This window comes from Micromonospora musae (assembly GCF_003626635.1).
GTDB classification, from domain to species: domain Bacteria; phylum Actinomycetota; class Actinomycetes; order Mycobacteriales; family Micromonosporaceae; genus Micromonospora; species Micromonospora musae.
In genome coordinates this window covers 280637-303605 of the sequence record NZ_RAZT01000004.1, presented here as the reverse complement: position 1 = coordinate 303605, position 22969 = coordinate 280637, and the positions used below count along the sequence as shown (strand labels likewise).

Sequence of the window (22969 nt, the reverse complement as noted above, 5' to 3'; positions counted from 1 at the left end):
TCCCGTGCCGGGTGAGGGTGAGCGGCATGAAACGAAGCCTGATCCTCGCGCTGGCGGCGGTCCCCGCCGTGGCGGCGCTGATCCCGATGGCCGCCCACGCCGGCCCCGTACCCCACGGACCCGTCGTCACCTCGTGCGCCGCGATGCCCGTCACCGCGCCGCCCGGCGCCACTGTGGAGTCGGTGACCGCCGTCGCGCAGGCCGGTGGGACTGTCACCTTCCCAGACGCGCCCCCGCTGCCCACTCCCCCGCCGATCACGGACGTCCCGGCCAGATGCGACGTCACTGTCACGCTGACCCACGGTGACGCGAACGACCACGTCGCCGTCAAGGTCTCTCTGCCGCAGGACCCGAAGAGGTGGACGGGCCGCTTCCAGGCCACCGGCGGCAGCGCCTACCTCGCCGGTGATCTCGGCGCACCGCTGGTCGCGGCGGTGAAGGACGGCTACGTCGCCGCGGCAACCGACGCGGGCGTCGGCGCGAACCCGCTCGACGTGAGCGGCTGGGCCCTCACCCCCACCGGCACCGTCAACGCCCCGCTGCTGGAGAACTTCGCCTCCCGCTCGCTGCACGACATGGCCGTCGTCGGCAAGGACGTGGCGAAGCGGTTCTACGGCAAGGCGGTGCGCTACGCGTACTGGAACGGCTGCTCCACCGGCGGCCGGCAGGGCTACACCGAGGCCCAGGACCACCCGAACGACTTCCAGGGCATCCTGGCCAAGGCGCCGGCGATCAACTGGGACCGCTTCGCCATCGCCACGCTCTGGTCTCAGGCCGTCTTCAACGAGGAGAAGGTGCAGCCGAGCCAGTGTGAGCTGCAGGCCTTCACCGACGCGGCGATCAAGGCCTGCGACAGCCTCGACGGGGTCAGCAACGGCATCATCGACGACCCGGAGACCTGCCACTGGGACGCCCGCCGGCTGGTCGGCACCACCGTCGTCTGCGAAGGCAGGAAGATCACCATCTCGGCGGCGACCGCCGACGCCGTCCGCAAGATCTGGGCCGGGCCGGTCTCCCCCAGTGGGAAGAAGCTCTGGTACGGGCCGAACAAGGGCGCGAGCCTGGCCGCCCTCGCCGCCTACGGCGGACCCTTCAAGGTCGCCGACCTCTGGGCGCAGTACTTCGTGACGCAGGACCCGTCCTTCGACACCACGAAGCTCACCTACCGGTCGTTCGCGCAGCTCTTCCGCGCGTCACAGCGACAGTTCAACGACGTGATCGGCACCGACGAGGCGAACCTGCGGGCATTCGCGAAGGCGGGCGGCAAGCTGCTGAGCTGGCACGGTCAGACCGACGAGCTCATCCCGACGCAGGGCACCGTCGACTACCGGGAGCGGGTCAACCGCCTCCTGGGCGGTGACCGGAAGGTCGACGACTTCTACCGGCTCTTCCTCCTGCCCGGCGTGAACCACTGCGGTGGCGGGCCGGGCGCCTACCCGGTCGACGACCTGGGCGCGCTGGTCGACTGGGTGGAGAAGGGTGAGGCTCCGGCCACCCTCGCCGCCGCGACCACCGGCGCGGACGGCGAGACGGTCACCCGGAACGTGTGCCGCTACCCGCAGGTGACCCGCTACCTCGGCCACGGCGACCCGGACTCGGCCGCCAGCTACCGCTGCACCCCCGCCTGACCGGAGTAGCAACCACACGCGGTGGCCCTGGGGAGAACCCCGGGGCCACCGCCGTCGTGACGGCGCGGAAAAGACCAGCACCGGGGTGGGATCGTCCCGGGGCGCTCTCCGGGAAACCGGCGGAAACGACAGACGGCGTCCGCCGACCGCGAAGAGCGGTAGGCGGACGCCGGCAGTGCGGGGCGGCGGCTCAGCGGCCGGGCAGGCGTTCGGTGATCTCCTGGAGCATGAACTGGTTGCCGTCCGGGTCGGTGAACGAGGCGAACGAGCCGTACGAGCGCCGGCCGGGGTAGAGGCCGGGCACGCGCTTCTCGGTACCGGCGTGGTGGAAGACCCCGTCCGCGTCGTGGAAGATCTCGCTGACCTCGACACCCCGCCCGAGCAGGTCGGCGCGGGCCTCCTCGATGTCGCTGACGATCAGGTGCACGTTCTCCGTCGAACCCGGCGCGGCGGTGCCGATGCCCTCGCCGATCACGATCGAGCAGTGCGAGCCCGGCGGGGTGAAGTGCACCACCCGGAAGCCCTCGCCGCCGACGTAGTCGAGGTCCTCACGGAAGCCGAGCCGGGTGTAGAACTCCTTGGCCCGATCGACGTCCGCCACCGGCAACACGATCAGCTCAAGTTGGTAGTCCACCATCATGTCCTCCTGCGCGAATCCGGATGCCCTCCGGCATCCGGCACCCACCCTCGCGCGCCGCCGGGTGCGCTCGCCCCAGGGAGACACCCTGGGGCGACCCCGGGTCACCGCTCCCGCAGCGCCGCGGCCAGCTCCCGGCGGGAGGTGATGCCGAGCTTGGTGAAGACCTTGCGCAGATGCCACTCGACGGTACGCGGGCTGAGGAAGAGCACCGCGCCGATCTCCGGGTTGGTCCGTCCCGCCACGGCCAGGCGCGCGATCTGCGACTCCTGCGGGGTCAGCTCGACGGGCACGTCGGCGGCCCGCCTGCGGACCGTCTCCCCGGTGGCGCCGAGTTCCCGGCCGGCCCGCTCGGCGAAGCCCTCCGCCCCTGCCGTGGCGAACGTCTCGTACGCGTCGCGGAGCTGCGTCCGGGCGTCGCCGCGCCGGTTCTCCCGGCGCAGCCACTCGCCGTAGAGCAGGCGGGCCCGGGCCGACTGCAGCCCGAGCCGGGTGCCGGTGAGCCGCTCGATCGCCACCCGGTAGTGCGCCTCGGCGTGCTGAGGGGCCGCCGTGAGCGCGTCGGCGAGGGCCTGTGCGCCCCGCGCCCAGGCCGTACCGGCGGGGCCGGTGCGCTCGGCGAGACGGTCGCGGGCCTCGGCGGCCACCCCGGTCTCCCCGGCGCGGGTGGCGGCCTCGACCAGCTCGCCGAGCGTCCAGCTGAAGACGCCGAGGTCCGGGTGTTCGACCGCCGACCGGGCGGCCGCCAGCGCGGCCGGATACTGGCCGAGGCCGTTGAAGAGCACCGCCTTGGCGTAGCCGGCCAGGCCGATCAGCCGGCCCTGCCCACGCGCCTCGGCCTCGCGGACGGTGGCGTCGATCAGTTCGATCGCGGGACGTTCCCGGCCGCGGTGTGCCGCCAGGGTGAGCGCGGCGGACGGGTGCATGGCCAGCCCGGTGGCCTGCTCGAGCGCGCGGGACTCCTCGATCAGATCCGACGCGTCGGCGAAGCGGCCCGCGAAGACCAGGGCACCGGCGCGGAAGACCAGCGCCGTCGGCAGCAGGGACAGCGAACCGGTGGCGCGGGCGAAGCGGACCGCCTGTTCCGTGAGCCGGTACCAGGCCTCGTCCTCCCACACCTCGTGCGCCACCGGCGCGGCCAGCCACAGCAGGGACAGGTCCTCGTCCGCGGTCAGCGCGTCGAGCGCTCGGCGCAACCCCGGTACGGCGGTCGCGTACCCGTCGAGGCTGAAGGTGGTGAGCCCGGTCAGCAGCAGACCCGTCGCGTCGTCGCCGGCCAGGACGCCACGGGCCGCCTGGGCGGCTCGGCGCAGGTCGTCGCCGCCGGTCCGGCCGGCGTGCACGGCGGCGCCCACCGCGCTGAGGTAGGCGGCGCGGGCGGCGTGAACGTCGAGGTCGGCGAGGCGGCGGGCGGCGGAGAGCAGCGCCGGTCCGGCGGCCCGCCCCGGGTTGAGGGTGAACGCGACCTGGGCGCGCAGCCGGGCGACCTCGGCGTGCTGCAGCTCGTCGAGCGGGCCGAGTTCCGCGGCGGCCAGCAACTCCGCCGCTTCGGCCGGGGCGCCCGCCTGGAGCTGGGCCTGCGCCGCGGCGAGGGTACGCGCGGCGCGCGGGGTCGGGTCCGGGGTGAGTTCGGCCGCCCGTTCGAGGAAGGCCGCCGCCGCGGCTCGGCCACCTCGGGCGAGTGCCCGGTCGGCGGAGCGCTCCAGCTCACCGGCGACCTCCTCGTCCGGGCCGACGGCGGCGTGCGCGCGGTGCCAGGCGCGGCGGTCGGGGTCCCGCCGCGGGTCGGTCGCCTCGGCCAGGGCGCGGTGCACGTCGCGCAGCTCGGCGGCGTCGGCCGACCGCCAGCTCGCCGAGCGGACCAGTGGGTGGCGGAAGCGGACCCGGGCGCCGAACTCGACCAGGCCGGCCGCCTCGGCCGGCGCGGCGGCGTCCGGCCGGAGGCCCAGCCGGTCGAGCGCACGCCACAGCAGGGGGACGTCGCCGACCGGCTCGACGGCGGCGGTGAGCAGCAGCCGGCGGGTCTGCGCCGGCAGCGCGGCGATCCGTCGCTGGAACCCCTCCTCCACCCGACCGGCCAGCGGGGTCGCGCTCTGGGCACCGAAGCCGAAGGCCAGCTCCGCCGGGTTGAGGCCGCGCGGCAGTTCGAGCAGCGCCAGCGGGTTGCCGCGGGTCTCGGCGACGATGCGGTCGCGTACGTGGTCGTCGACAGGTCCCGGTAGCACCGAGTCCAGCAGTGCCCGCGCGTCCGGGGCGGGCAGCCCTTCGACACGCAGCTCCGGCAGCCCACCGAGGATCTGCTCGTCGCCGGGGCTGCGGACGGCGAAGACCAGCGCGACCGACTCGGCGTCCAGGCGGCGGGCGACGAAGGTGAGGATGACCTCGGACATCCGGTCCAGCCACTGCACGTCGTCGACGATGCAGACCAGCGGCTGCTCCGAGGCCGCCTCCGCGAGGAGCCCGAGCACGGCGAGCCCGACGAGCAGCCCCTCCGGGGGTTCGCCGACGCTGCGCCCGAAGGCGACGGAGAGGGCGGCGCGCTGCGGCTCGGGGAGTCGGTCGAGGTGGTCCAGCAGCGGCGCGCAGAGATGCTGCAGCGCGGAGTAGGCGATCTCGGACTCCGGCTCGACCCCGCCGACCCGGGTCAGGCGGTTGGTCCGGGCATGCTCGGTCAGGTAGTCCAGCAGTGCCGTCTTGCCGGCGCCCGACTCGCCGCGCAGCACCAGCACCCGGCTGTTTCCGGCGCGGACCTCCCGGAGCAGGCCGTTGAGCAGGTCGGTCTCTCGTCTGCGGCCGCGTAGCGCCGGGCTGTCGGTGGTACGGGGCACGTGATCGGAGCCTACACGGGCGCTTCGCGGGCACGGCGGCACGTTCGCGCTCCGGAGCTGGTCGGACACCTCGGTAAGCATGCGCGGCCCGGCACGAAGCGGGGCGATGCGCGGCTCGACGACGCTGACACCCATCGGTTTCGTGAGAGCATCCTCGATGTCCGAGTGCAGGAGATGACAGCTCGCGAAAGTGTGTCGACCTACATGATTCAGGCTCTTGGATTGACGAAGGTCTACGGCCGCGTACGGGCGGTGAACGGGGTCAGCTTCGAGGCACGACCGGGCCGGGTCACCGGATTCCTCGGACTCAACGGATCCGGGAAGACGACGACTCTCCGAATGCTCCTCGGGCTGACCCGGCCGACGGCCGGTCAGGCGCTCATCAACCGCCGACGCTTCCGCGACCTGTCGCATCCGACCCGCGAGGTCGGCGCGGTTCTCGAGCAGGGCATCTGCCACCCCGGCCAGTCCGGCCGAGCACATCTGGTGTCCCAAGCGATCATGGTAGGTGCGAGCAGATCGCGGGTGGACGTCCTGCTCGATCACGTCGACCTCACGCACGCCGCCGACCAGCGCACCGGCCAGTACTCCCTGGGCATGCGGCAGCGGCTCGCGGTGGCCACGGCACTCCTGTGCGACCCGCCTGTTCTCGTGCTCGACGAGCCGGCGAACGGTCTCGATCCCGAGGGTGTGGCGTGGATGCGCGGACTGCTGCGCGAGCACGCCCGCCTCGGTGGGACGGTGTTGCTCTCCAGTCACCTGCTCGCCGAACTCGCCCACCTCATCGACGACGTGGTGGTCATCGTGAAGGGGCAGGTGACGTGCGAGGCACCGCTCGCCAGCCTGTACGGCGCCACGGCCTCGCGCCTGCGGATCCGTAGCCGCGATCAGCGCCGGCTGTGGCAGGTGTTGGAGAGCGCCGGTGGGCGGGTCACCAGGAACGGCGACGCCCTGGAGGTGGTGGGCCTGACGTCGGAGCACGTCGGTGAGATCGCCTTCCACGCCCGGGTGCCGCTGCACGAACTGACCGTCGATCCCCCCAACCTGGAGGAGATCTTCCTCGACCTGGCGGGCAGCCGATGATCTCCGTCATTCGCAGCGACCTCTACCGCGCGGCGACGATCCGGTCGAGCTGGATCTCGCTGGTCATCTTCACCCTGCTCGGCCTGCTCCTCGGCGCGGTGAACATCGACGCCTGGCGGCTACTGACCGGCATGGGCGCCTTCGGCTTCGCCGCGATGATCGTGGCGCAGCACCATCAGCACCGGACCGCCGTCCTGCTCTACCTGTCGCAGCCCAGACGGTTGGTGGTGCTCAGCGGCCAGGTGGTGGCGGCGATGGTCGTGGCCACCGGTTTCGTGGGGGCCAGCGGCCTCACCGTGCTGTTCAAGGGCGACACCGAGCGGTACGGCCACCTGCTGACCGCCGTGCCGGTGATCGCGATCCTCGCTGCCGCCTGCGCGTCCATCGTGCGGCGGTCGACCTGGCTCCTTCTCGGGTGCGCCGGTTGGTTCGTCCTCGTCGAAGGGCTGATCGGCAAGTTGAAGCTGCCCCTGCCGTTCACCTCCCTCCTCGGTGCCGGGTCAGGTGACACGCGAGGGCTCCTGATCGCCGTGCTGTGGGCCGTCGCGGCGTTGGTCGTCGCGAGCCTCACCATCGGCCGCGACCTGGCGAGCGACTAGGGCCCGTTACGAAGGCCCGCCCGGTCGCCGGTCGACTGGTGGTGGACGGCCGGCTCGTCGAAGCGGGTGGCCACGGCGCAGCTCGATGATCTTCGCCGGTTCTGCGAACCCGGCCCGCACGACCCGCCACCCCGCGACGATCAGATCGGGTGGGCGCGCGCGGGGATCACCCGCGTGGGCGGCCGGATCGACGGCTGCTCCCGCGCCCCTCGACGACGAAGAGCTGCACGCCGGGGACGAGGGCAGGAAGGCCACGGATGACGTACGTGATCAACCAGAACGACCTGGCCCGGCTCACCGCGGCGGTCGCCGGCCCGGTGCTGGCCCCCGGCGACGAGGGGTACGCCGCGGAGACCGCCGCCTGGAACACGGCCCTGGTCCAACGCCCGGCCCTCGCGGTCGGCGCCACCTCCGCCGCCGACGTGCAGGCCGCCGTCCGCTTCGCCGCCGCGAACGCGCTGCCGGTCGCCCTGGTCGCCACCGGCCACGGCGCGGTCGTCCCCGCGGACGGCGCGCTCCTCGTCAACCTGCGCCGGATCAACGGCGTCAGCATCGACGCGCGCTCGGGTACGGGGACGATCGGCGCGGCCGTTCCGGCCCAGCAGTTGATCGAGGCGGGCACCGGGGTGGGCCTCGTACCGCTGGCCGGCTCGTCACCCAACGTCGGCGTGGTCGGCTACGCCCTCGGCGGCGGGATCAGCCCGACCCTCGGCCGCCTGCACGGCTTCGCCGCCGATCATGTCAGCGCGGCGGAGATCGTCTGCGCGGACGGCGCGCTCCGACAGATCGACGCGGAGCACGACCCGGACCTGTTCTGGGCGATCCGGGGCGGCATGGGCAACTTCGGGGTGGTCACCTCGCTCACCATCGGCCTGGTGCCGGTGACGCGGCTGTACGGCGGTGGGCTCTACTTCGCCGGAGAGCACGTCGAGCAGGTGGTCGACGCCTTTCGGCGGATCGCGGCGGCCCCGCCGGCGGAGCTCTCCGTCTCGCTCGCGTTCCTGCGGTTGCGGTCGGCACCGTCCGTGCCGGAGCCGCTGCGCGACCGGTTCAGCGTGCACGTGCGGATCGCCTACCTGGGATCGGCCGACGACGGCGAACGGCTCATCGCCGAGCTGCGCGCCACCGCGCCGGCGCTGCTCGACACGGTGGCCGAGATTCCGTACACGGCGATCGCCGGGATCCACTCCGACCCGGTCGAGCCGACGCCGACGTACGAGATGTCGACCCTGCTCCGCGAGTTCCCCGCGGCGGCCGCCGAGGCGCTGATCGCCGCCGCCGGCCCCGGCGTCGACACCCCGGCCGGGGTGATCGAGATCCGCCAGCTCGGCGGTGCGCTCGCCCGCGCACCCCGCGTGCCGAACGCCGTCGGCAACCGGGACGCCGGTTTCCAGCTCTCCGGCGCGATGTTCGACGCTCCGGGCCGGGCGGAGGAGTTCCGTGCGCCGCTGGCCGAGATCGCCGACGCGGTGGCCCCCTGGACGACCGGCGGCAGGCAGGCCAACTTCCTGACCGGCTACGACACGACGGCCGGGGCGGTGGCGCGGGCCTACGATCCGCAGACGTACCGCCGGCTCGCGGAGGTCAAGTCCGCCGTCGACCCGGGCAACATGTTCCGCATCAACCACAACATCCTCCCCGCGCCGTCGGGCGCGGCGTGAACGCGGTGCCGCTCCGGGTGGTCACCGTGCAGGGTGACCACCCGGAGCGGGTGGGGGTCCGGCGGGTCAGCGCTTGACGGGTGCGCCGTCGAGGCCGAACTGCGGCCGCAGCTGCTGGACCCCGGTCGCGTCCACCTCGGCCGCCGGGCCGTGGTAGATCGCGTTGTAGAGCAGGTTGTACTGCGAACGGGGCAGCGTCCGGAAGGTGATCTCGCTGCCGTACGTGACGACCTGGCCCTTGCCGACGTCGAAGGAGGCGACGTTGGTGGCGCCCCGGATGTGCTCGGCGCCACGCAGGTAGCCGCTGGCCAGGACCTCACCCTCGGCGGGGTAGTTCGACACCACCTTGCCGGAGTCGCCGGTGAGCTCCCACGCCTGAGTGTCGTAGAGCCAGACCGGCCAGGACTCGGGCATGCCCCAGGCCACCGGGTCGTTCGGGTCGAACTCCTGGTTGAGCAGGCTGCCACCGGTGACGAACTCGTCGTCGCTGGTGGGCAGCGCCGGCTTCATCGGCAGGTCGAGCAGCTGCTGGGCGGTCTGCACCGAGTCGCCGATCGCCAGCAGTGTGCCGCCGTTGCGGACGAACTGCTGGAGCTTGCGCCAGCCCTTCTCGCCCACCCCGTAGGCCCAGGAGTACGCCTCGTCGTACTGCGCCGGGTCGAGGCCCTCGACGATGTCGTCGCGGGAGACCCCGGACGACACGACGATGGTGTCGTACAGCTCGTTGAGCGATTTCCGCTGGAAGTCCTGGGCGGAGACCACGTCGTAGTTGATGCCGTACTGGTCGAACTGCCACATGTCCCAGCCGCCGGGCATGTTGCCGACCCCGCGCAGCAGACCGACCCGGGTCTTCGGCTTGAGCTGCACCCCGGCGACCTTGGGGGTCTGGTCCACGGCGGCGACCTGGAGGCCGACCTTGGCCGACGCGGTCGCCAGCGTGTTCCGCGCCTGCGGGGTGGCCGGCACGATGTAGGTGCCGGCGGGGTAGGCGACGCCCTTCGCGGTGAAGCCCTTGGCGCCGCGGAAGGTCGGGATGTTGGCGTCCTGCAGCGCCGAGACGATCTGGATCGTCCCGTACGACTCGGGGCGGACCAGGTAGGCGCCCTTGGCCCGAGGGGCGGGCGGCATGGTCACCTGCGGCGGCTGGACCGAGGTCACCCGCTCCAGCTGCGCCTCGAACGGGGCGCGGACCTCGGCGACGTCCACACCGAGCTGCAGCGGCAGGCTGGTCGTCGCCTCGGCGTACGGCAGCAGCACCGGGCATTCGCCGCAGTCACGGACCTCCGGGTACTGGTCGGTGCCGAGGACCTGATGTGCCCAGTTGCCGCGCGGCTGGTGCATCTTGACGACGTACGAGCCGGCGTCGTAGCGCTTCCCGTCGGCGACGAACGCCGACTTCGCACGCTCGATCTCCACCTCCGTCCACTCCAGACGCTGGAGCATCTCGAAGGTCGCGTACGGGTCACGCTGCTTGGCGTCCACCACGAACGCGAAGGTCCCGGACGGCACGCCCTTGGTCAGGTACTCGTGCGGCACGGCGTACAGGTTGTCGTAGAGCAGCTTCTCGCCGTTGCTCGCGGTGTACTCCATGCCGGCGTAGGTGGCGATCTTCGCGTAGTCGACGATGTCGGCCAGGGTCCAGGTGTCCGAGCGGTACGGCTCGATGAGGTTCATCCGGGCCTGCTGCGGGCCGAGCGGACGGCCGTCCTGCGACTTCTGCGGGTACGCGTAGTCGGTCACCGAGGCGATCTCGGTCAGGTAGACGCCGGAGCCGGTGAACGGGAAGTACCCGACGGGCTGCTCCAGGGTCCAGAAGATGTGGTAGTCGAGGCTGCCCACTCCGGTCTTGCCGGCGGCGGCGAGCGCCCGGGCGGCGTGCTGGCCGATCGCGGAGACCGAGGAGCTCATGTTCGCCGGCACGTTCTCGCTGGTGATGCCGCCGTAGGGCGGGACGAAGATGCGGCTGCCCGAGTTGCCCTTCTGGTGCATGATGTGCACGATCGCCGGGCGGTACTTCTTCTCCAGTTCGAGCCGGTACCGCGCCTCGACCTGGGTGAACATCGTCCAGTCCCGGTTGTCGTCGTGGCCGGTGTACTTGTGGTACAGGTCCGGGAAGGTCCGCCGGTAGTCGGTGCCGGCGGTCCGGTTGAAGTGGTCGATGATGAGGTGCTGCCCGTCGGGGTTCTGCGACGGCACCAGGACCACGACCGAGTTGTTCAGGATGTTCCGGGTGAAGTCCGAGTCCTCGGTGGCGAGGCGGTGGACGATGTCGTTGATCGCCTGCCCGTTGCCGACCTCGCTGGAGTGGATGGTCGCTTCCAGGTGGTAGAAGGGCACCCCCTCCGAGGCCAGCCGGCGGGCCTCCTCCGGGCTGGTGCTGCGCGGATCAGCGAGTTTCTGGTTGATTTCGACCAGCCGATCCAGGCGGCGCAGATTCTTCGGCGAACTGATGATGACGGTCCCGTATTCGTTGCCCATCGTCGTCGGACCGATGGTCTTGTAGTCGACGCGGTCGGACCGTTCGGCGATCAGTTTCATGTACGTGAGCACGTCGGGATATGAGGCGAGTTTTCCCTCCGCGCCCATCTTGAAGCCGAAGTGCTGCTCGGGGGTGGGGATGTTCGCTGCCCCGGCGACCGCCGCGGCGCGGGCGAGGTCGGGAGCGGCGCTCGCGACCGGTGCGGTGGCGGTGGCTCCGACCAGCGCCAGCAGGGCCACGCAGGCGCCGTAGAGCAGGGGTGGACGGGTCTTGAGCATCGGCAGACCTTCCGGCTCGACATCAGTCCTCGTCGATCGACTGTGGCTGAACCGTAACCGCACGCACCGGTCTCCACAGTGGCTCCGCTGTTCGCGTTTGTTCGCGTTTCCGCGGCCGGGAAAGCTCAAGAATGGCTCAACATGGTTGCCGCGGCTTCGGCTCACGCGGTATCAAAAACCATGATCGCCGAGCTGTCGAAACCACGGTTGACCGACACGCTCGATCCGGTCGCGGACGCGGCGGTCGCACGACGACCGGAACGCCTGCACGCCAGCGCACTCGCATTGATGTTCACCGACCGGTCGGCGCGCGGAATCGCCGACCACCTCGGTGACCTCATTCACTCCGGTCAACTCGCTCAGGGTCTGCGCCTGCCCACCGTGCGCGCGCTGGCCGCCGCCCTGCACGTCGGCCCCACCACGATCGCCTCCGCCTGGGCCCGGCTGCGCCAGCGCGGCCTGATCCACTGCGACCGCCGGCGCGGCAGCTTCGTACGCGGGCCCGGGGCGCTGGCCGGCCGCCGGTTCGCCAGCCTGCCGCCCCCGCCGCCGGTGCGGCTGGACCTCTCCACGGCGTATCCCGATCCGGCCCTGCTGCCCGACCTGGCCGGTCCGATGGCCGTGGCTGTGGCCGGGACGCACTGGCGGACGTACCCGGAGGACACGGTGGACGGGCAGCTGGCGACGGTGCTGCGCGCCACCTGGCCCTTCGAGGCCGAGGACTTCACCGTGACCAGCGGCGCCCACGACGCCCTGCACCGGGTGGCGGGCGTGGTGCTGCACCCGCACGACCGGGTCATCGTCGAGGAGGTCGCCGCCGCCTCGCTGCTCGACATCGTCGAGGACCACCGGGCCCAGGCGGTGCCGGTGCGCTGCGACGACGAGGGCCCGTTGCCGGAGTCGATGGAGGCGGCCCTGGCCACCCGTCCCGGCATGCTGCTCCTGCAGACCCGCATGGCCAGCCCGTACGGGCACGCGCTCTCCCGCCGGCGGGCCCGCACGCTGATGCCGATGCTCGCCGACCGCGACATCGTCATCCTGGAGCAGGACGGCGCCCACGAGCTCGCCCCGACTCCCGACGTGTCGTTCGGCGAGTTCCTGCCGGGGAAGACGCTGCTCGTCCGCAGCTGGAACAAGTCGCACGGGCCGCACCTGCGGGTCGGGGCGCTGGCCGGGATCCGGCGGGTCGTCTCGCGGGTGCGCGCCCGGCAGATGGCCACCGGCGGCTGGCCCTCCGTGCTGACCCAGCGCGCCCTGGCGCAGATGCTCACCGACCCGCAGACCCGGGAGACGATCCACCGGGCCCGGGTCACCTACCGGCAACGCCGGCAGCTGATGGTCGAGGCCCTCCGCGAGCAGGGGCTGACCCCCACCGGCATCGCCGGACTCTCGGTCTGGGTTCCCGTCGGCGACGCCGCGACCGCGATCCGGTCACTGGCCGCCGACGGCATCGGCATCGCCTCCGGCGCGCCGTTCACCGTGCACGGCGACGGGGGGTCGCACGTACGGATCGCCACCACGCTGTGGCACGACGAGCACACCCGGATCGCCCGCGTCCTCGGCGAGGCCCACCGCTGACGACGGCCGGCTGCCGTCAGGCCAGGAACGACTCGACCAGGTCGTCGACCCAGCCGGGTTCGAGAGAGTTGTTGGTGAACACCGCGCGATACATCAGCGGCCCGAGCAGCGCGTCCGCGGCCCACTCCACCTCCGGCGCCGTGCCGCCGCGGGCGCGTTCCCGGTCGAGGATCGCGGCGAGCTGGGCGTGCCGGTCGGCCATGCAGGCGCGGCTGGCACCGGCCCCGGATCCGACCGCGGCCCGCATGAGCGCCAGCCCGTCCGGGTCGGTGAGGTCGGTGGCGACGTCCGTGGTCCAGCGTTTGAGGTCGTCGCGTAGGGAACCGGTGTCGGGGACCACGAGGTCGCCGCTGAAGCGGCTGGTCGCCACGTCGGCCAGCAGGTCGGCGGTGGATCCCCAACGGCGGTAGAGCGTCGTCGGGTGCACGCCCGCACGATCCGCTATCACCGGCAGCGTCAGCGCCTCGGCCGGCGCCTCGGCGAGGAGTTCCGTGACCGCGCGATGCACGGCGGCACGCACCCGCGCGGACCGGCCGCCGGGCCTCGCGTTCGTGCTGGGCTTCGACACGAACCCATTATTGCAGCGATAACTGCGTTAGCGCTAGCATCCCTAACGCAACAATCACTGCGTTTAGGGAGTGCATCTTGTCCCAGCCACTCGCCGTCCGGTCCACGCCACGCCGCTTGTCCCAACCGGTCAGCTTCGCCGTGATCGCCGTGATCGCCGTGCTCTTCCCGGCCGCATCCAGCGCCCCCTCCCCCCTCTACGTCGTCTACCAGCAGCAGTGGCACTTCTCCGCGGCCACGCTCACCGCCGTCTTCGCGGTGTACGTGGTCGGGCTGATCGGGTCACTGCTCGTGGTCGGCGCGCTCTCCGATCACGTCGGGCGCCGTCCGGTCCTCGCCGCCGCGATCGGCCTGGAGGCGCTCTCGCTCCTCCTGTTCGCGATCGCCGGCGACGTCTGGATGCTCTTCGTCGCCCGGACCCTGCAAGGCATCGCGACCGGTGCGGCGATCACCACGCTCAGCGCCACCCTCGTCGACCTCAACCCGCCCCACGCGCCGGGCCGCGCCGGACTGGTCAACGGGATCGCCCCGACCGGTGGGCTCGCGCTCGGAGCACTCGGCTGCGGCGTCCTCGTGCAGTACGGCCCGGCCCCGACCCACCTCGTCTACCTCCTGTTCCTCGCCGGAATGCTGCTGGCCGTGGCGGCCGTGGCGGTGATGCCCGAGACGTCCGCGCGGCGACCGGGCGGAGTGGCCTCGCTCGTGCCGCGGCTCGGCGTCCCGGCGCGGCTACGCGCAGCCTTCTACCCGCTCGTGCCGATCCTCGTCGCTACCTGGGCTCTCGGTGGCCTGTACCTGTCGCTCGGCCCCTCGGTCGCGGCCGGTGTCTTCGGGCTCACCAACCATCTGATCGGCGGCCTCGTCATCACGGTTCTCTGCGGCAGCTCCGCCCTGACCGCGTTCGTGCTGCGCAACCGACAGAGCGGCCGCAGAGTCCTGGACGCCGGCGCGCTCCTGCTCGCGCTCGGCTCCGCGATCACCCTCGCCGGTGTGCTCGGCGGCACGGTGACGCTCGCGGTCGTCGGCACCGTCGTGGGCGGTGTCGGGTTCGGCGCCGCCGTGCTCGGAAGCTTCGGCGCGGTGGTACGCCTCGGCGGCCCGGCCGAACGCGGCGAACTCTTCGCGGTGGCGTACACGGTCGCGTACCTGGCCTTCAGCGTCCCTGCCGTCATCGCCGGGCTCGCCTCCACCGCTGTCGGGTTGCGCACCACGGCGGCCTGCTACGCCATCGTCCTCATCGTGCTGAGCGGATTCACGTTCGTGGCGCAACGACTCCCGAGCCGGGCCTGACCCACCGGTCGAGCAAGGACCAGCGCAACGGCTTCCGTTGGTTCCGGGGCCGCTGCGCTCCAGCGCCACGTACCGTGCGAAATAGCGGGCGGTCAGGCGTGGTCGGGAGCCTTCGCAGCCGAGGAGTGGATGGTTCGGCGCGCGCTGCGGTGCCGGATTCCGCACCGACGGCGTCTCAAGATGATCGCCCGACCGAGCCGCCCCGACCGCGAAGCACGAGGAGCGCGATGGGAACCCTCGACGGGAAGGTAGTGCTCATCACCGGCACCGGCGGCGGGATGGGCCGCACCGCCGCGCTGGTCTTCACCCGGGAGGGCGCGACCGTGGTCGGGTGCGACCTCTACCCGGCCGGCAACGACGAGACGGTCGAACTCGTCCGGAGCGCCGGCGGTGAGATGACCGGCATCGCGCCGATCGACCTCACCGATCCGGAGCAGGCTCGGGACTTCGTCGAGCAGGCGGCGGTCGCCTACGGCGGGTTCGACGTGGTCTACAACAACGCGGCCTCGCAGCGCTTCGGCCCGATGCCCGACTTCTCGGTGGAGGACTGGCGGGCGACGATCGCCGGGGAACTCGACATCCCCTTCTTCGTGTCGAAGTTCGCGTGGCCGCACCTGGTCCGGCGCGGTGGTGGCGTCATCATCAACGTGGCCTCCGAGGCCGGCATGATCGCCGGCGAGTTCCCTCCGATGATCGCGCACTGCGCGGCGAACGCGGGCGTCATCGGCATGACGCGGCAGCTCGCCCTGGAGGGCGCGCCCGTCGGGATCCGGGCCGTGACGATCAGCCCCGGCCCCGTCCTGACGCCGGCCAGTGACCGCGACCTCGGCGACAACCAGGCGGCCCGCGAGGCGATCACCCGCAAGACGCTCCTCAAGCGCTTCGCCCAGCCCGAGGAGATCGTCGAACTGGCGGCGTTCCTCGCCTCCGACCGGGCGTCGTACCTCACCGGGTCCAACTTCCCGGCCGAGGGCGGCGCCACCGCCTGGTGACGGCCGGGGGTGCGGTTCCCGCCGACGGACGGAGGAGAGCGGTGGAGTTCCTGGTCGACATGGTGACTTCGGTGCCGGAGGGGACGACGGACGACGAGGTCGCCGCCATGCGCGCACGGGAGGCCACACGCACGGCCGAGCTGGTGGCGCAGGGGAATCTGCTACGGCTGTGGCGACCGCCGTTGGCCCCCGGCGAGTGGCGGACGTGGGGACTCTTCGACGCCGACGACGCGGATCAGCTGGAGTTCCTACTGGCGTCGATGCCGTTGCGCGCGTGGCGACAGGACACGGTCACGCCGTTGTCGCCGCACCCGAGCGACCCGGGTCGACCGGCCCGCTGATGCGCCCGTGTCCACCGGCACCGGAGCGTCCCTCGCCCGGACGGCGGAGGAGCCCTTGACGTGACCGAGCCGGACCGGTTCGTTTACGGAGCGCCGGTGGCGCGACGCGCGCAGCCCGTCGGCCTGTTCGAGCAGCTGTAAATCGGCATCAGCGGGCAAGTCGGGCAATTCGCCGCGCGGGCGCACCCCACCGGATGCCCCGAACCCGGCCGCGCTCCAACTGGTCCATCGAGTCCATTCTTGGATCAACCGGGTGCTACTGTTTCGACCGCCTTGCCCAGGTCACACGGCAGGGTCATCGCCGCTTTCCGGCCGCCTCCGGACTCAGAAACCGGACCGAACAGTCCAAGGAAATTTGGGGGCCGCGGGAATACGACCGGCCCGTGGAGTGTCTGTACAGCGGAACGATCACCACCCGACCCCACATGCATTCCGACCGGCACCGCCCAGCGCGGTGCGGGTGAGGCACGTCCTCAACCAGCCAGAAGAGAGAAACCGATGAGTACGCAGAAAGTCGCCGTGATCACTGGGGCGTCCCAGGGCATCGGCGCGGCGCTCGTAACCGCCTACCGCAAGCTCGGCTACGCCGTCGTCGCGAACTCGCGTTCGATCGCGCCGTCCGATGACCCCCTGGTGCTGGCGGTCGCCGGTGACATCGCCGACCCGACCGTCGGCGCCCACGTCATCGATCAGGCAATCCGCACGTTCGGGCGCGTCGACACATTGGTCAACAACGCCGGCGTCTTCGTGGCCAAGCCGTTCACCGACTACACCGCCGAGGACTACGACCTGGTGACCGGGATCAACCTGCGCGGGTTCTTCGAGGTGTCGCAGCGGGCCATCGCCGCGATGATCGCCCAGGGCGGCGGCGGGCACGTCGTCAACATCACGGCCAGCGTGGTCGACCACGCCAACTCCAGCCTGCCGTCGGCGCTGGCGTCACTGACCAAGGGCGGCCTCAACGCGGTCACCAAATCGCTGGCGATCGAGTACGCCACTCGCGGCGTCCGGGTCAACGCGGTCTCGCCGGGCACCATCCGCACCCCGATGCACTCCGCCGAGCTCCACGAGTTCCTCGCCGGCCTGAACCCGGTCGGCCGACTGGGCGAGATCAACGACATCGTCGAGGCCGTGACCTACCTCGAGAACGCCGGGTTCGTCACCGGCGAGATCCTGCACGTCGACGGCGGCCAGAGCGCCGGGCACTGAGACAGTTCAAAAGCCGTGGCGGGCAGCGGCTCTCGGCGCTGCCCGCCGCGCCCAACAGCAGAGGAGACCATCATGACCAATACGGAGACCGAGATCCTTCGTAGCGTCCTCGACCAGTGGCGGTCCGCCGTCGACGCTCACGAACCGGAGCGCGTCGCGTCGTACTTCACCGACGACGCGATCTTCCAGGGCCTGCACCCGTACGGCGTCGGCCCCGCCGCCGTCGCCGAGTACTACGACTCGCAGCCGGTCGGGATGACCGCCGCGTACGACATCAAGGAGACCCGTCGCCTCGCCGACGATCTCGTCCTCGGCTACCTGAGCGTCGACTTCGCCTTCACCGATCGGCCGGTGGTGACCGTCAACCTCAGCGTGATCGTGCGGCGGGTCGGCGAGCGCTGGCTCATCAGCCACTACCAGGTGTCCCGGCTCGGATGAGCCGGACGGGCTGACGCGGGAGCGACCGGGTCCTGCAGCCGCCACCCGCCGGTTGTGATGTCGTAGACCGCGCGGCGGTCGACGCGCGCCGGGACCGGCGGCTCACCGAGCCGCCACGGTTCGGGCACCGCGTGAAGATCGACGGTCACCGCGTCGCGCGTCGTGACACCGAGTACGCCGACCCAGTGCCGGCTCTCTTCGATGAGGCTCTCCAGCGCCTCGACGTCGGGATCCGGCACGTCGACGACGGAGTCGTCGACCAGCGCCGAGCCGACCAGCAGGGCCAGGAGACGGCTCATGATCGCCGCGGGCAGCGACGGGTCCGTCGACTCGACCGCGACATAGCAGTCGTCGTGACCGGAGAAGAAGAGGCGGGAGCCGGTAAGGGAGAGCAGGATCGGCTCATCATGCCCGGCCGTTCCTACCGCGAGAATGATCTCGTCAAGGCGCCCCGCGGTCGGCGCACCCGGCACGTCGATCATCGTCAGCTCGTACGGATACCAACCGGCCAGAAATCTGGGCAGGTCGTCCCGGCGGATCACCAGAGCCTCGTCGCTGAGACCGACGACACCGGACGCCAGTACGCCGACGTCGTGAGCCTCATAGCCGACGCCCTGTTCGGCCGCGATCAGCGACGGCCGCCAGGGACGGTAACTCTCGTCCAGAAAGCTGTTGGTCTCCAGGCCCACGATCACGATCGTGTCGCCCGCCACGGTCATGAGCACATCGGCCAGTTCCGCGGCCTGCGCTGCGGTGGCATGGACCAGCCAGGAGCCCTTCGTTGCGCGAACACTGAAACTCAACGGGAACGGCGCGCGAGCGAGTCCCACACTGTTCACGGAGAACGCGCCATCGGGTCCTACCGCGACCATTGCCACCTCCTCGACGGACCCGAATGTAGACGCGGGCCTGGTGCGCGATGCGCGCGGCCTCAGACGCCGTGCAATCACCCGGGCCCGTCCTTCGTGTCGACCTCGCCGCCCACCCATCGCCCGAACGGCTTGTGAACGTAAACATACGGACTTGTCAATCCCTGCGGCCATCTTTGTCGATCGAGGACATCAGCACTGGCAGCGATATTGACGTGATCGATACATGTGCGTACGTTGGCGCTCATTCCCGAGCATGTTAACGCTCGCTTGGCGGGCCGAGCGCCTCCGTCGGAGCGCGGCGTCTCGGCCACCGACCGGCTGCACCACCGTCCTGACGCCCGATCTCCGTCGAGTCACAGGAGGAAGCCCGGCAATGTCCTCGCCGCCAGCCCCGCTCCGCCCGGCGCGCCGTCGCCCACGTCGCCGCAGCCGCCGACTACTCGCCGGCCTCACCGCGCTGGTCACCGGCCTGGTCGGCGTCATGACCCCGACCCCGGCCGGGGCGGCGGCCTCCCTCGACGACGGTCTCGTGCTGCGCTACGACCTCACCCAGAGCAGCGGCACGACCGTGCCGGACAGCTCCGGTCACGGGCGCCACGGCACCGTCAGCGGCGACGCGACCTGGCAGGGCCCCGACGGTCTGCGTCTCGGCGGCGTCGACGGCCATGTCCGGCTGCCCGACGACGTCCTGAACGGTCTCGACGGCGTCACCGTGTCGGTGCAGGTCAACGTGGCGACCGACCAGCCGACGCCGTACTTCGTCTGGGGGCTGGGCAACACCGGGTCCGACGGGGTCGGCAACGGGTACCTCTTCGCCACCGGCAACGCCTTCCGCGCCTCGATCGCGAGCGGCAACTGGTCGACCGAGCAGACGGTCACCACCGGCCGCAACCTCACCCGTGGCAGCTGGCGCACCATCACGTACACCCTCGGCGGTGGCACCGCGTTGCTCTACGAGGACGGTGTCGAGGTGGCCCGCTCCGCCGGCCTCAGCCTGACGCCCGGGGCGATCGGTGGCGGCAGCACCACCGCCAACTACCTCGGCCGCTCCGTCTACGCGGCCGACCGGTACCTCAAGGGTCAGGTCCGCGACTTCCGCATCTACGACCGGGCGGTCACCGCCGACGAGGCCCGCGCCCTCGGCGAGCAGACCGCCACGGGGCGCGCCGCCGCCGACGCGGCCGCGCTCGACCTGGGCGACACCACCGCCGTCACCGAGAACCTCGACCTGCCCACCCGGGGCGTCGGCGGCTCGACCGTCACCTGGTCCTCCAGCAGCCCGGCGGTGGTCTCGGACACCGGCGTGGTGACCCGCCCCGCGCCCCGCTCCGGAGACGCCACCGTCACGCTGACCGCCGCGGTCACCTACGCCGGCCACCGCGTCACCCGTGCCTTCACCGTCACCGTCCTGGAGGATCTCAGCGACCGGGAGAAGGTCGGCGACGCCCTCGCGGCCATCGTCATCCACGACCAGGACGCCGTCCGGGGCAACATCACCCTGCCCACCAGGGGCGAGCGCGACGTCGCCCTCAGCTGGAGCACGAAGGACCCCCGGGTGGTCACCACGACCGGCGAGGTCACCCGCCCGAAGCACGGCGCGAAGGCGGCCCGGGCCCGGCTCACCGTACGCGCGACGAAGGGCCGGGCGAGCGCCGTACGCCACTTCACCCTGACCGTCCTCCCGCTGCCGAAGAAGGAGAAGCTCGAGGGGTACGCCTTCGCCTACTTCACCGGCGAGGGCACGGCCGACGGCGAGCAGATCTACTTCGCGGCGAGCCGCGGCAACGACCCGCTCAAGTACGACGAGCTCAACGGCGGCCGACCCGTCCTCACCTCCAGCGCGGGCGACGAGGGGGTGCGGGACCCGTTCATCATCCGCAGCCCCGAGGGCGACCGGTTCTATCTCATCGCCACCGACCTGAAGATCTACGGCAACGGTGACTGGGACGCCGCCCAGCGCAGCGGCAGCAAGTACATCGAGGTGTGGGAGTCGACCGACCTGGTGAACTGGTCGCAGCAGCGGCACGTACGCGTCTCCCCCGACACCGCGGGGAACACCTGGGCGCCCGAGGCCTACTACGACGACACGATCGGCGCGTACGTCGTCTTCTGGGCCTCGAAGCTCTACGCGCCGGAGGACACCGCGCACACCGGCGACACCTACAACCGCATGATGTACGCGACGACCCGCGACTTCCGCACCTTCAGCGAGCCGAGGGTATGGGTCGACCCGGGGTACTCGGTGATCGACTCGACGGTGGTCGCGCACGACGGCACCTACTACCGCTTCACCAAGGACGAGCGGAACAACACCTCCACCACCCCGTGCAGCAAGTTCATCCTGGAGGAGAAGTCGACGCGGCTGCGCGACCCGAGCTGGGACTTCGTCCAGGAGTGCATCGGCAAGGCCACCGACGACAGCGAGGGCATCTCCCGCGGTGAGGGACCGACGATCTTCAAGAGCAACACCGAGGAAAAGTGGTACCTCTTCATCGACGAGTTCGGCGGGCGGGGCTACGTGCCGTTCGAGACCACCGACCTCGACGGCGGCCGGTTCACCATGTCGACCGGGTACGACCTGCCGGCCCATCCCCGGCACGGCACCGTCCTGCCCGTCACCCGGGCCGAGCTCGACCGGCTCCGCCAGGGCCCCGCACCCGCGCCGGCCACGAAGCAGGGCGTCATCGCCGACTACCGCCTCACCGGCGGTACCGGCACGACGGTGGCCGACAGCTCCGGCAACGGCCGCGACGCCGTCCTGCGCGGCGGGGTCACCCGGGGCAGTGACGCCTTCACCTTCGACGGCGACGACGGCTACGTCGACCTGCCCGACAACCTGTTGACCGGTCTCTCCGACGTCAGTGTCTCCGCCCAGGTCTGGGTCGACCCCGCGCAGGCGACGCCGTACTTCATCTGGGGTCTGGGCAACACCACGAACGGCGCGGGCAACGGCTACCTCTTCACCACCGGCAACGCGTACCGCACCGCCATCGCGAGCGGAACGTACTCGACCGAGCAGAACACCGGCGCCGGACGCGACCTCGGCCGAGGTGGTTGGCACACCATCACCTACACCCTCGCCGGTGGCGTCGCCCGCCTCTACGACAACGGGGTCGAGGTGGCCCGCAACAGCGGCGTCACCACGAGACCGGGCGACCTCGGCGGCGGCATCACCACCGCCAACCACCTGGGCCGCTCGCTCTTCGCCTCCGACCGCTACTTCAAGGGCCGGATGCGCGGCTTCACCCTGTGGAACCGTGCCCTGTCGGCGAGGCAGGTGCTCGCCCTCCCCGGGAACGAGACCGCCATCGGCTCGGTCGAGCTGGACGCGCTCAAGGTCCCGGCGATCATCGACGGCGACACGAACACCGTCACCCTGCCTGTCCGGCCGGGCACCGACGTGACCAGGCTGGCGCCCGAGTTCGGGATCGGCGACCGCGCCCGCCTCACCCCGCGCAACGGCGCGAAGCGGGACTTCACCGAGCCCGTCACGTACACCGTCACCGGCCCGCACGGCAGCCGCCGCACCTGGACCGTCAAGGCGGTCACCATGAACAGCCCGGTCCTGCCCGGCTACAACGCCGACCCGAACATCGTGCGCTTCGGCGACACCTACTACATCTACGCCACCACCGACGGCTTTCCCGGCTGGTCCGGCACCACCTTCAAGACCTGGTCCAGCACGGACCTGGCGCAGTGGACCGAGCACCCGACGATCCTCGACCTCGGCCCGGACGTGTCCTGGGCCGACGGGCGGGCCTGGGCGCCGGCGGCCATCGAGAAGAACGGGAAGTACTACCTGTACTTCTGCGCCGACGCCAAGATCGGAGTGGCGGTCGCCGACTCCCCCACCGGGCCCTTCGTCGACGTGCTCGGCAAACCGCTGGTCGCCGCCAACCCCGACGGCGGTCAGGCCATCGACCCCGCGGTCTTCACCGACGACGACGGCCGCAGCTACCTCTACTGGGGCAACGGCAACGCCTACGTGGTTCCGCTCAACCCCGACATGACGTCGTACGACGCCACGAAGGTCAAGCGGATCACCGGCCTGACCGGCTTCCGGGAGGGGCTGTTCATGGCCAAGCGCGCCGGCACCTACCACCTGAGCTGGTCGATCGACGACACCCGCAGCGAGAACTACCGTGTCGGCTCCGCCACGGCGACCAGCCCGATGGCCGACGGCCTGGTCAACCGGGGCGAGATCCTCGGCAAGGACCCCAGCCTCGGCATCCTCGGCACCGGCCACCACAGCATGATCCAGGTGCCCGGCACCGACGACTGGTACATCGCCTACCACCGCTTCGCCATCCCCGGCGGCGACGGCACCCACCGGGAAGTGACCATCGACCGCCTGCGCTTCAACGCCGACGGCACCATCGCCCGCGTCGTCCCGACGCTCGGAGGCGTCCCACCGCTGGCGCCCTGACCCCGCGGGCGGGGCGTCAGCGCATCCCGGCGCTGCCCGCCCCGCCCACCCGCCACCGCCGAC

General features: G+C 71.5%; 16 protein-coding genes. 11 read left to right on the top strand and 5 right to left on the bottom strand.

Translation table 11 applies throughout. The annotated features are described in order from the left end of the window. The first annotated feature begins 26 nt into the window (after positions 1 to 26). A complete protein-coding gene (locus D7044_RS10170) occupies positions 27 to 1628 on the top strand; it encodes a tannase/feruloyl esterase family alpha/beta hydrolase (protein WP_120688660.1) in 1602 nt (533 codons plus the stop codon). Positions 1629 to 1818: 190 nt separating this feature from the next. Here the strand turns inward: D7044_RS10170 and D7044_RS10165 are convergent, their stop codons facing one another. Further along, on the bottom strand, positions 1819 to 2265 hold the full coding sequence (locus D7044_RS10165) for a VOC family protein (protein ID WP_120675259.1): 447 nt from the start codon (positions 2263 to 2265) through the stop codon (positions 1819 to 1821). Between the two features lie 104 nt (positions 2266 to 2369). After that, positions 2370 to 5093: an AAA family ATPase gene (locus D7044_RS10160; protein ID WP_233564926.1), complete on the bottom strand. Its 2724-nt coding sequence runs from the start codon at positions 5091 to 5093 to the stop codon at positions 2370 to 2372. 204 nt (positions 5094 to 5297) lie between these two features. Here D7044_RS10160 and D7044_RS10155 point away from each other — a divergent pair, with 204 nt between their 5' ends. The 3 genes from D7044_RS10155 (at position 5298) to D7044_RS10145 (ending at position 8436) form a co-directional block, all read left to right on the top strand. After that, entirely contained in the window at positions 5298 to 6176 is an 879-nt protein-coding gene (locus D7044_RS10155; protein WP_120688770.1) for an ABC transporter ATP-binding protein, read from the top strand. Beyond that, positions 6173 to 6775, top strand: coding sequence for a hypothetical protein (locus D7044_RS10150; protein WP_120688659.1), 603 nt, complete (start codon positions 6173 to 6175; stop codon positions 6773 to 6775). The genes D7044_RS10155 and D7044_RS10150 overlap by 4 nt, the downstream gene beginning before the upstream one ends. A 257-nt stretch (positions 6776 to 7032) precedes the next feature. Continuing rightward, positions 7033 to 8436 carry an FAD-binding oxidoreductase gene (locus D7044_RS10145; RefSeq protein WP_120688658.1) on the top strand — a complete coding sequence of 468 codons (1404 nt, stop codon included), beginning with the start codon at positions 7033 to 7035 and terminating at the stop codon, positions 8434 to 8436. A 66-nt stretch (positions 8437 to 8502) separates the two neighbouring features. Here the strand turns inward: D7044_RS10145 and D7044_RS10140 are convergent, their stop codons facing one another. Further along, complete coding sequence (locus D7044_RS10140; protein ID WP_120688657.1) at positions 8503 to 11193, bottom strand: M14 family zinc carboxypeptidase; 2691 nt, start codon at positions 11191 to 11193, stop codon at positions 8503 to 8505. Between the two features lie 180 nt (positions 11194 to 11373). Between D7044_RS10140 and D7044_RS10135 the strand changes: the two genes are divergently transcribed. Continuing rightward, entirely contained in the window at positions 11374 to 12771 is a 1398-nt protein-coding gene (locus tag D7044_RS10135; RefSeq protein WP_158609974.1) for an aminotransferase-like domain-containing protein, read from the top strand. Positions 12772 to 12787: 16 nt separating this feature from the next. Here D7044_RS10135 and D7044_RS10130 read toward each other — a convergent pair whose 3' ends face one another. Next, positions 12788 to 13339: a TetR/AcrR family transcriptional regulator gene (locus D7044_RS10130; protein WP_120674505.1), complete on the bottom strand. Its 552-nt coding sequence runs from the start codon at positions 13337 to 13339 to the stop codon at positions 12788 to 12790. A 77-nt stretch (positions 13340 to 13416) separates the two neighbouring features. Here D7044_RS10130 and D7044_RS10125 point away from each other — a divergent pair, with 77 nt between their 5' ends. The 5 genes from D7044_RS10125 to D7044_RS10105 all read left to right on the top strand — a co-directional run bounded on the left by D7044_RS10125 (position 13417) and on the right by D7044_RS10105 (position 17608). Then, a complete protein-coding gene (locus D7044_RS10125) occupies positions 13417 to 14628 on the top strand; it encodes an MFS transporter (RefSeq protein ID WP_233564925.1) in 1212 nt (403 codons plus the stop codon). 227 nt (positions 14629 to 14855) lie between these two features. Further along, a complete protein-coding gene (locus tag D7044_RS10120) occupies positions 14856 to 15620 on the top strand; it encodes an SDR family NAD(P)-dependent oxidoreductase (protein WP_120674501.1) in 765 nt (254 codons plus the stop codon). 41 nt (positions 15621 to 15661) lie between these two features. Beyond that, on the top strand, positions 15662 to 15961 hold the full coding sequence (locus tag D7044_RS10115; RefSeq protein WP_120674499.1) for a muconolactone Delta-isomerase family protein: 300 nt from the start codon (positions 15662 to 15664) through the stop codon (positions 15959 to 15961). Positions 15962 to 16459: 498 nt separating this feature from the next. Further along, positions 16460 to 17170 (top strand): SDR family NAD(P)-dependent oxidoreductase, encoded by a 711-nt coding sequence (locus tag D7044_RS10110; protein WP_120688654.1) that lies wholly within the window; start codon positions 16460 to 16462, stop codon positions 17168 to 17170. Positions 17171 to 17242: 72 nt separating this feature from the next. Further along, a complete protein-coding gene (locus tag D7044_RS10105) occupies positions 17243 to 17608 on the top strand; it encodes a YybH family protein (protein ID WP_120688653.1) in 366 nt (121 codons plus the stop codon). Here D7044_RS10105 and D7044_RS10100 read toward each other — a convergent pair. Beyond that, positions 17584 to 18486 (bottom strand): hypothetical protein, encoded by a 903-nt coding sequence (locus tag D7044_RS10100; protein ID WP_147434626.1) that lies wholly within the window; start codon positions 18484 to 18486, stop codon positions 17584 to 17586. The two genes, D7044_RS10105 and D7044_RS10100, sit on opposite strands and share 25 nt — an antisense overlap. Positions 18487 to 18853: 367 nt before the next feature. Between D7044_RS10100 and D7044_RS10095 the strand changes: the two genes are divergently transcribed. Then, on the top strand, positions 18854 to 22906 hold the full coding sequence (locus tag D7044_RS10095) for a family 43 glycosylhydrolase (protein ID WP_199716559.1): 4053 nt from the start codon (positions 18854 to 18856) through the stop codon (positions 22904 to 22906). Positions 22907 to 22969: the final 63 nt, after the last annotated feature.

Coding starts and splice junctions, on each gene's coding strand:
- D7044_RS10170 (WP_120688660.1), top strand. CDS start 27: ATGAAACGAAGCCTGATCCTCGCGCTGGCGGCGGTCCCCGCCGTGGCG.
- D7044_RS10165 (WP_120675259.1), bottom strand. CDS start 2,265: ATGGTGGACTACCAACTTGAGCTGATCGTGTTGCCGGTGGCGGACGTC.
- D7044_RS10155 (WP_120688770.1), top strand. CDS start 5,298: ATGATTCAGGCTCTTGGATTGACGAAGGTCTACGGCCGCGTACGGGCG.
- D7044_RS10150 (WP_120688659.1), top strand. CDS start 6,173: ATGATCTCCGTCATTCGCAGCGACCTCTACCGCGCGGCGACGATCCGG.
- D7044_RS10145 (WP_120688658.1), top strand. CDS start 7,033: ATGACGTACGTGATCAACCAGAACGACCTGGCCCGGCTCACCGCGGCG.
- D7044_RS10140 (WP_120688657.1), bottom strand. CDS start 11,193: ATGCTCAAGACCCGTCCACCCCTGCTCTACGGCGCCTGCGTGGCCCTG.
- D7044_RS10135 (WP_158609974.1), top strand. CDS start 11,374: ATGATCGCCGAGCTGTCGAAACCACGGTTGACCGACACGCTCGATCCG.
- D7044_RS10120 (WP_120674501.1), top strand. CDS start 14,856: ATGGGAACCCTCGACGGGAAGGTAGTGCTCATCACCGGCACCGGCGGC.
- D7044_RS10110 (WP_120688654.1), top strand. CDS start 16,460: ATGAGTACGCAGAAAGTCGCCGTGATCACTGGGGCGTCCCAGGGCATC.
- D7044_RS10105 (WP_120688653.1), top strand. CDS start 17,243: ATGACCAATACGGAGACCGAGATCCTTCGTAGCGTCCTCGACCAGTGG.
- D7044_RS10095 (WP_199716559.1), top strand. CDS start 18,854: ATGTCCTCGCCGCCAGCCCCGCTCCGCCCGGCGCGCCGTCGCCCACGT.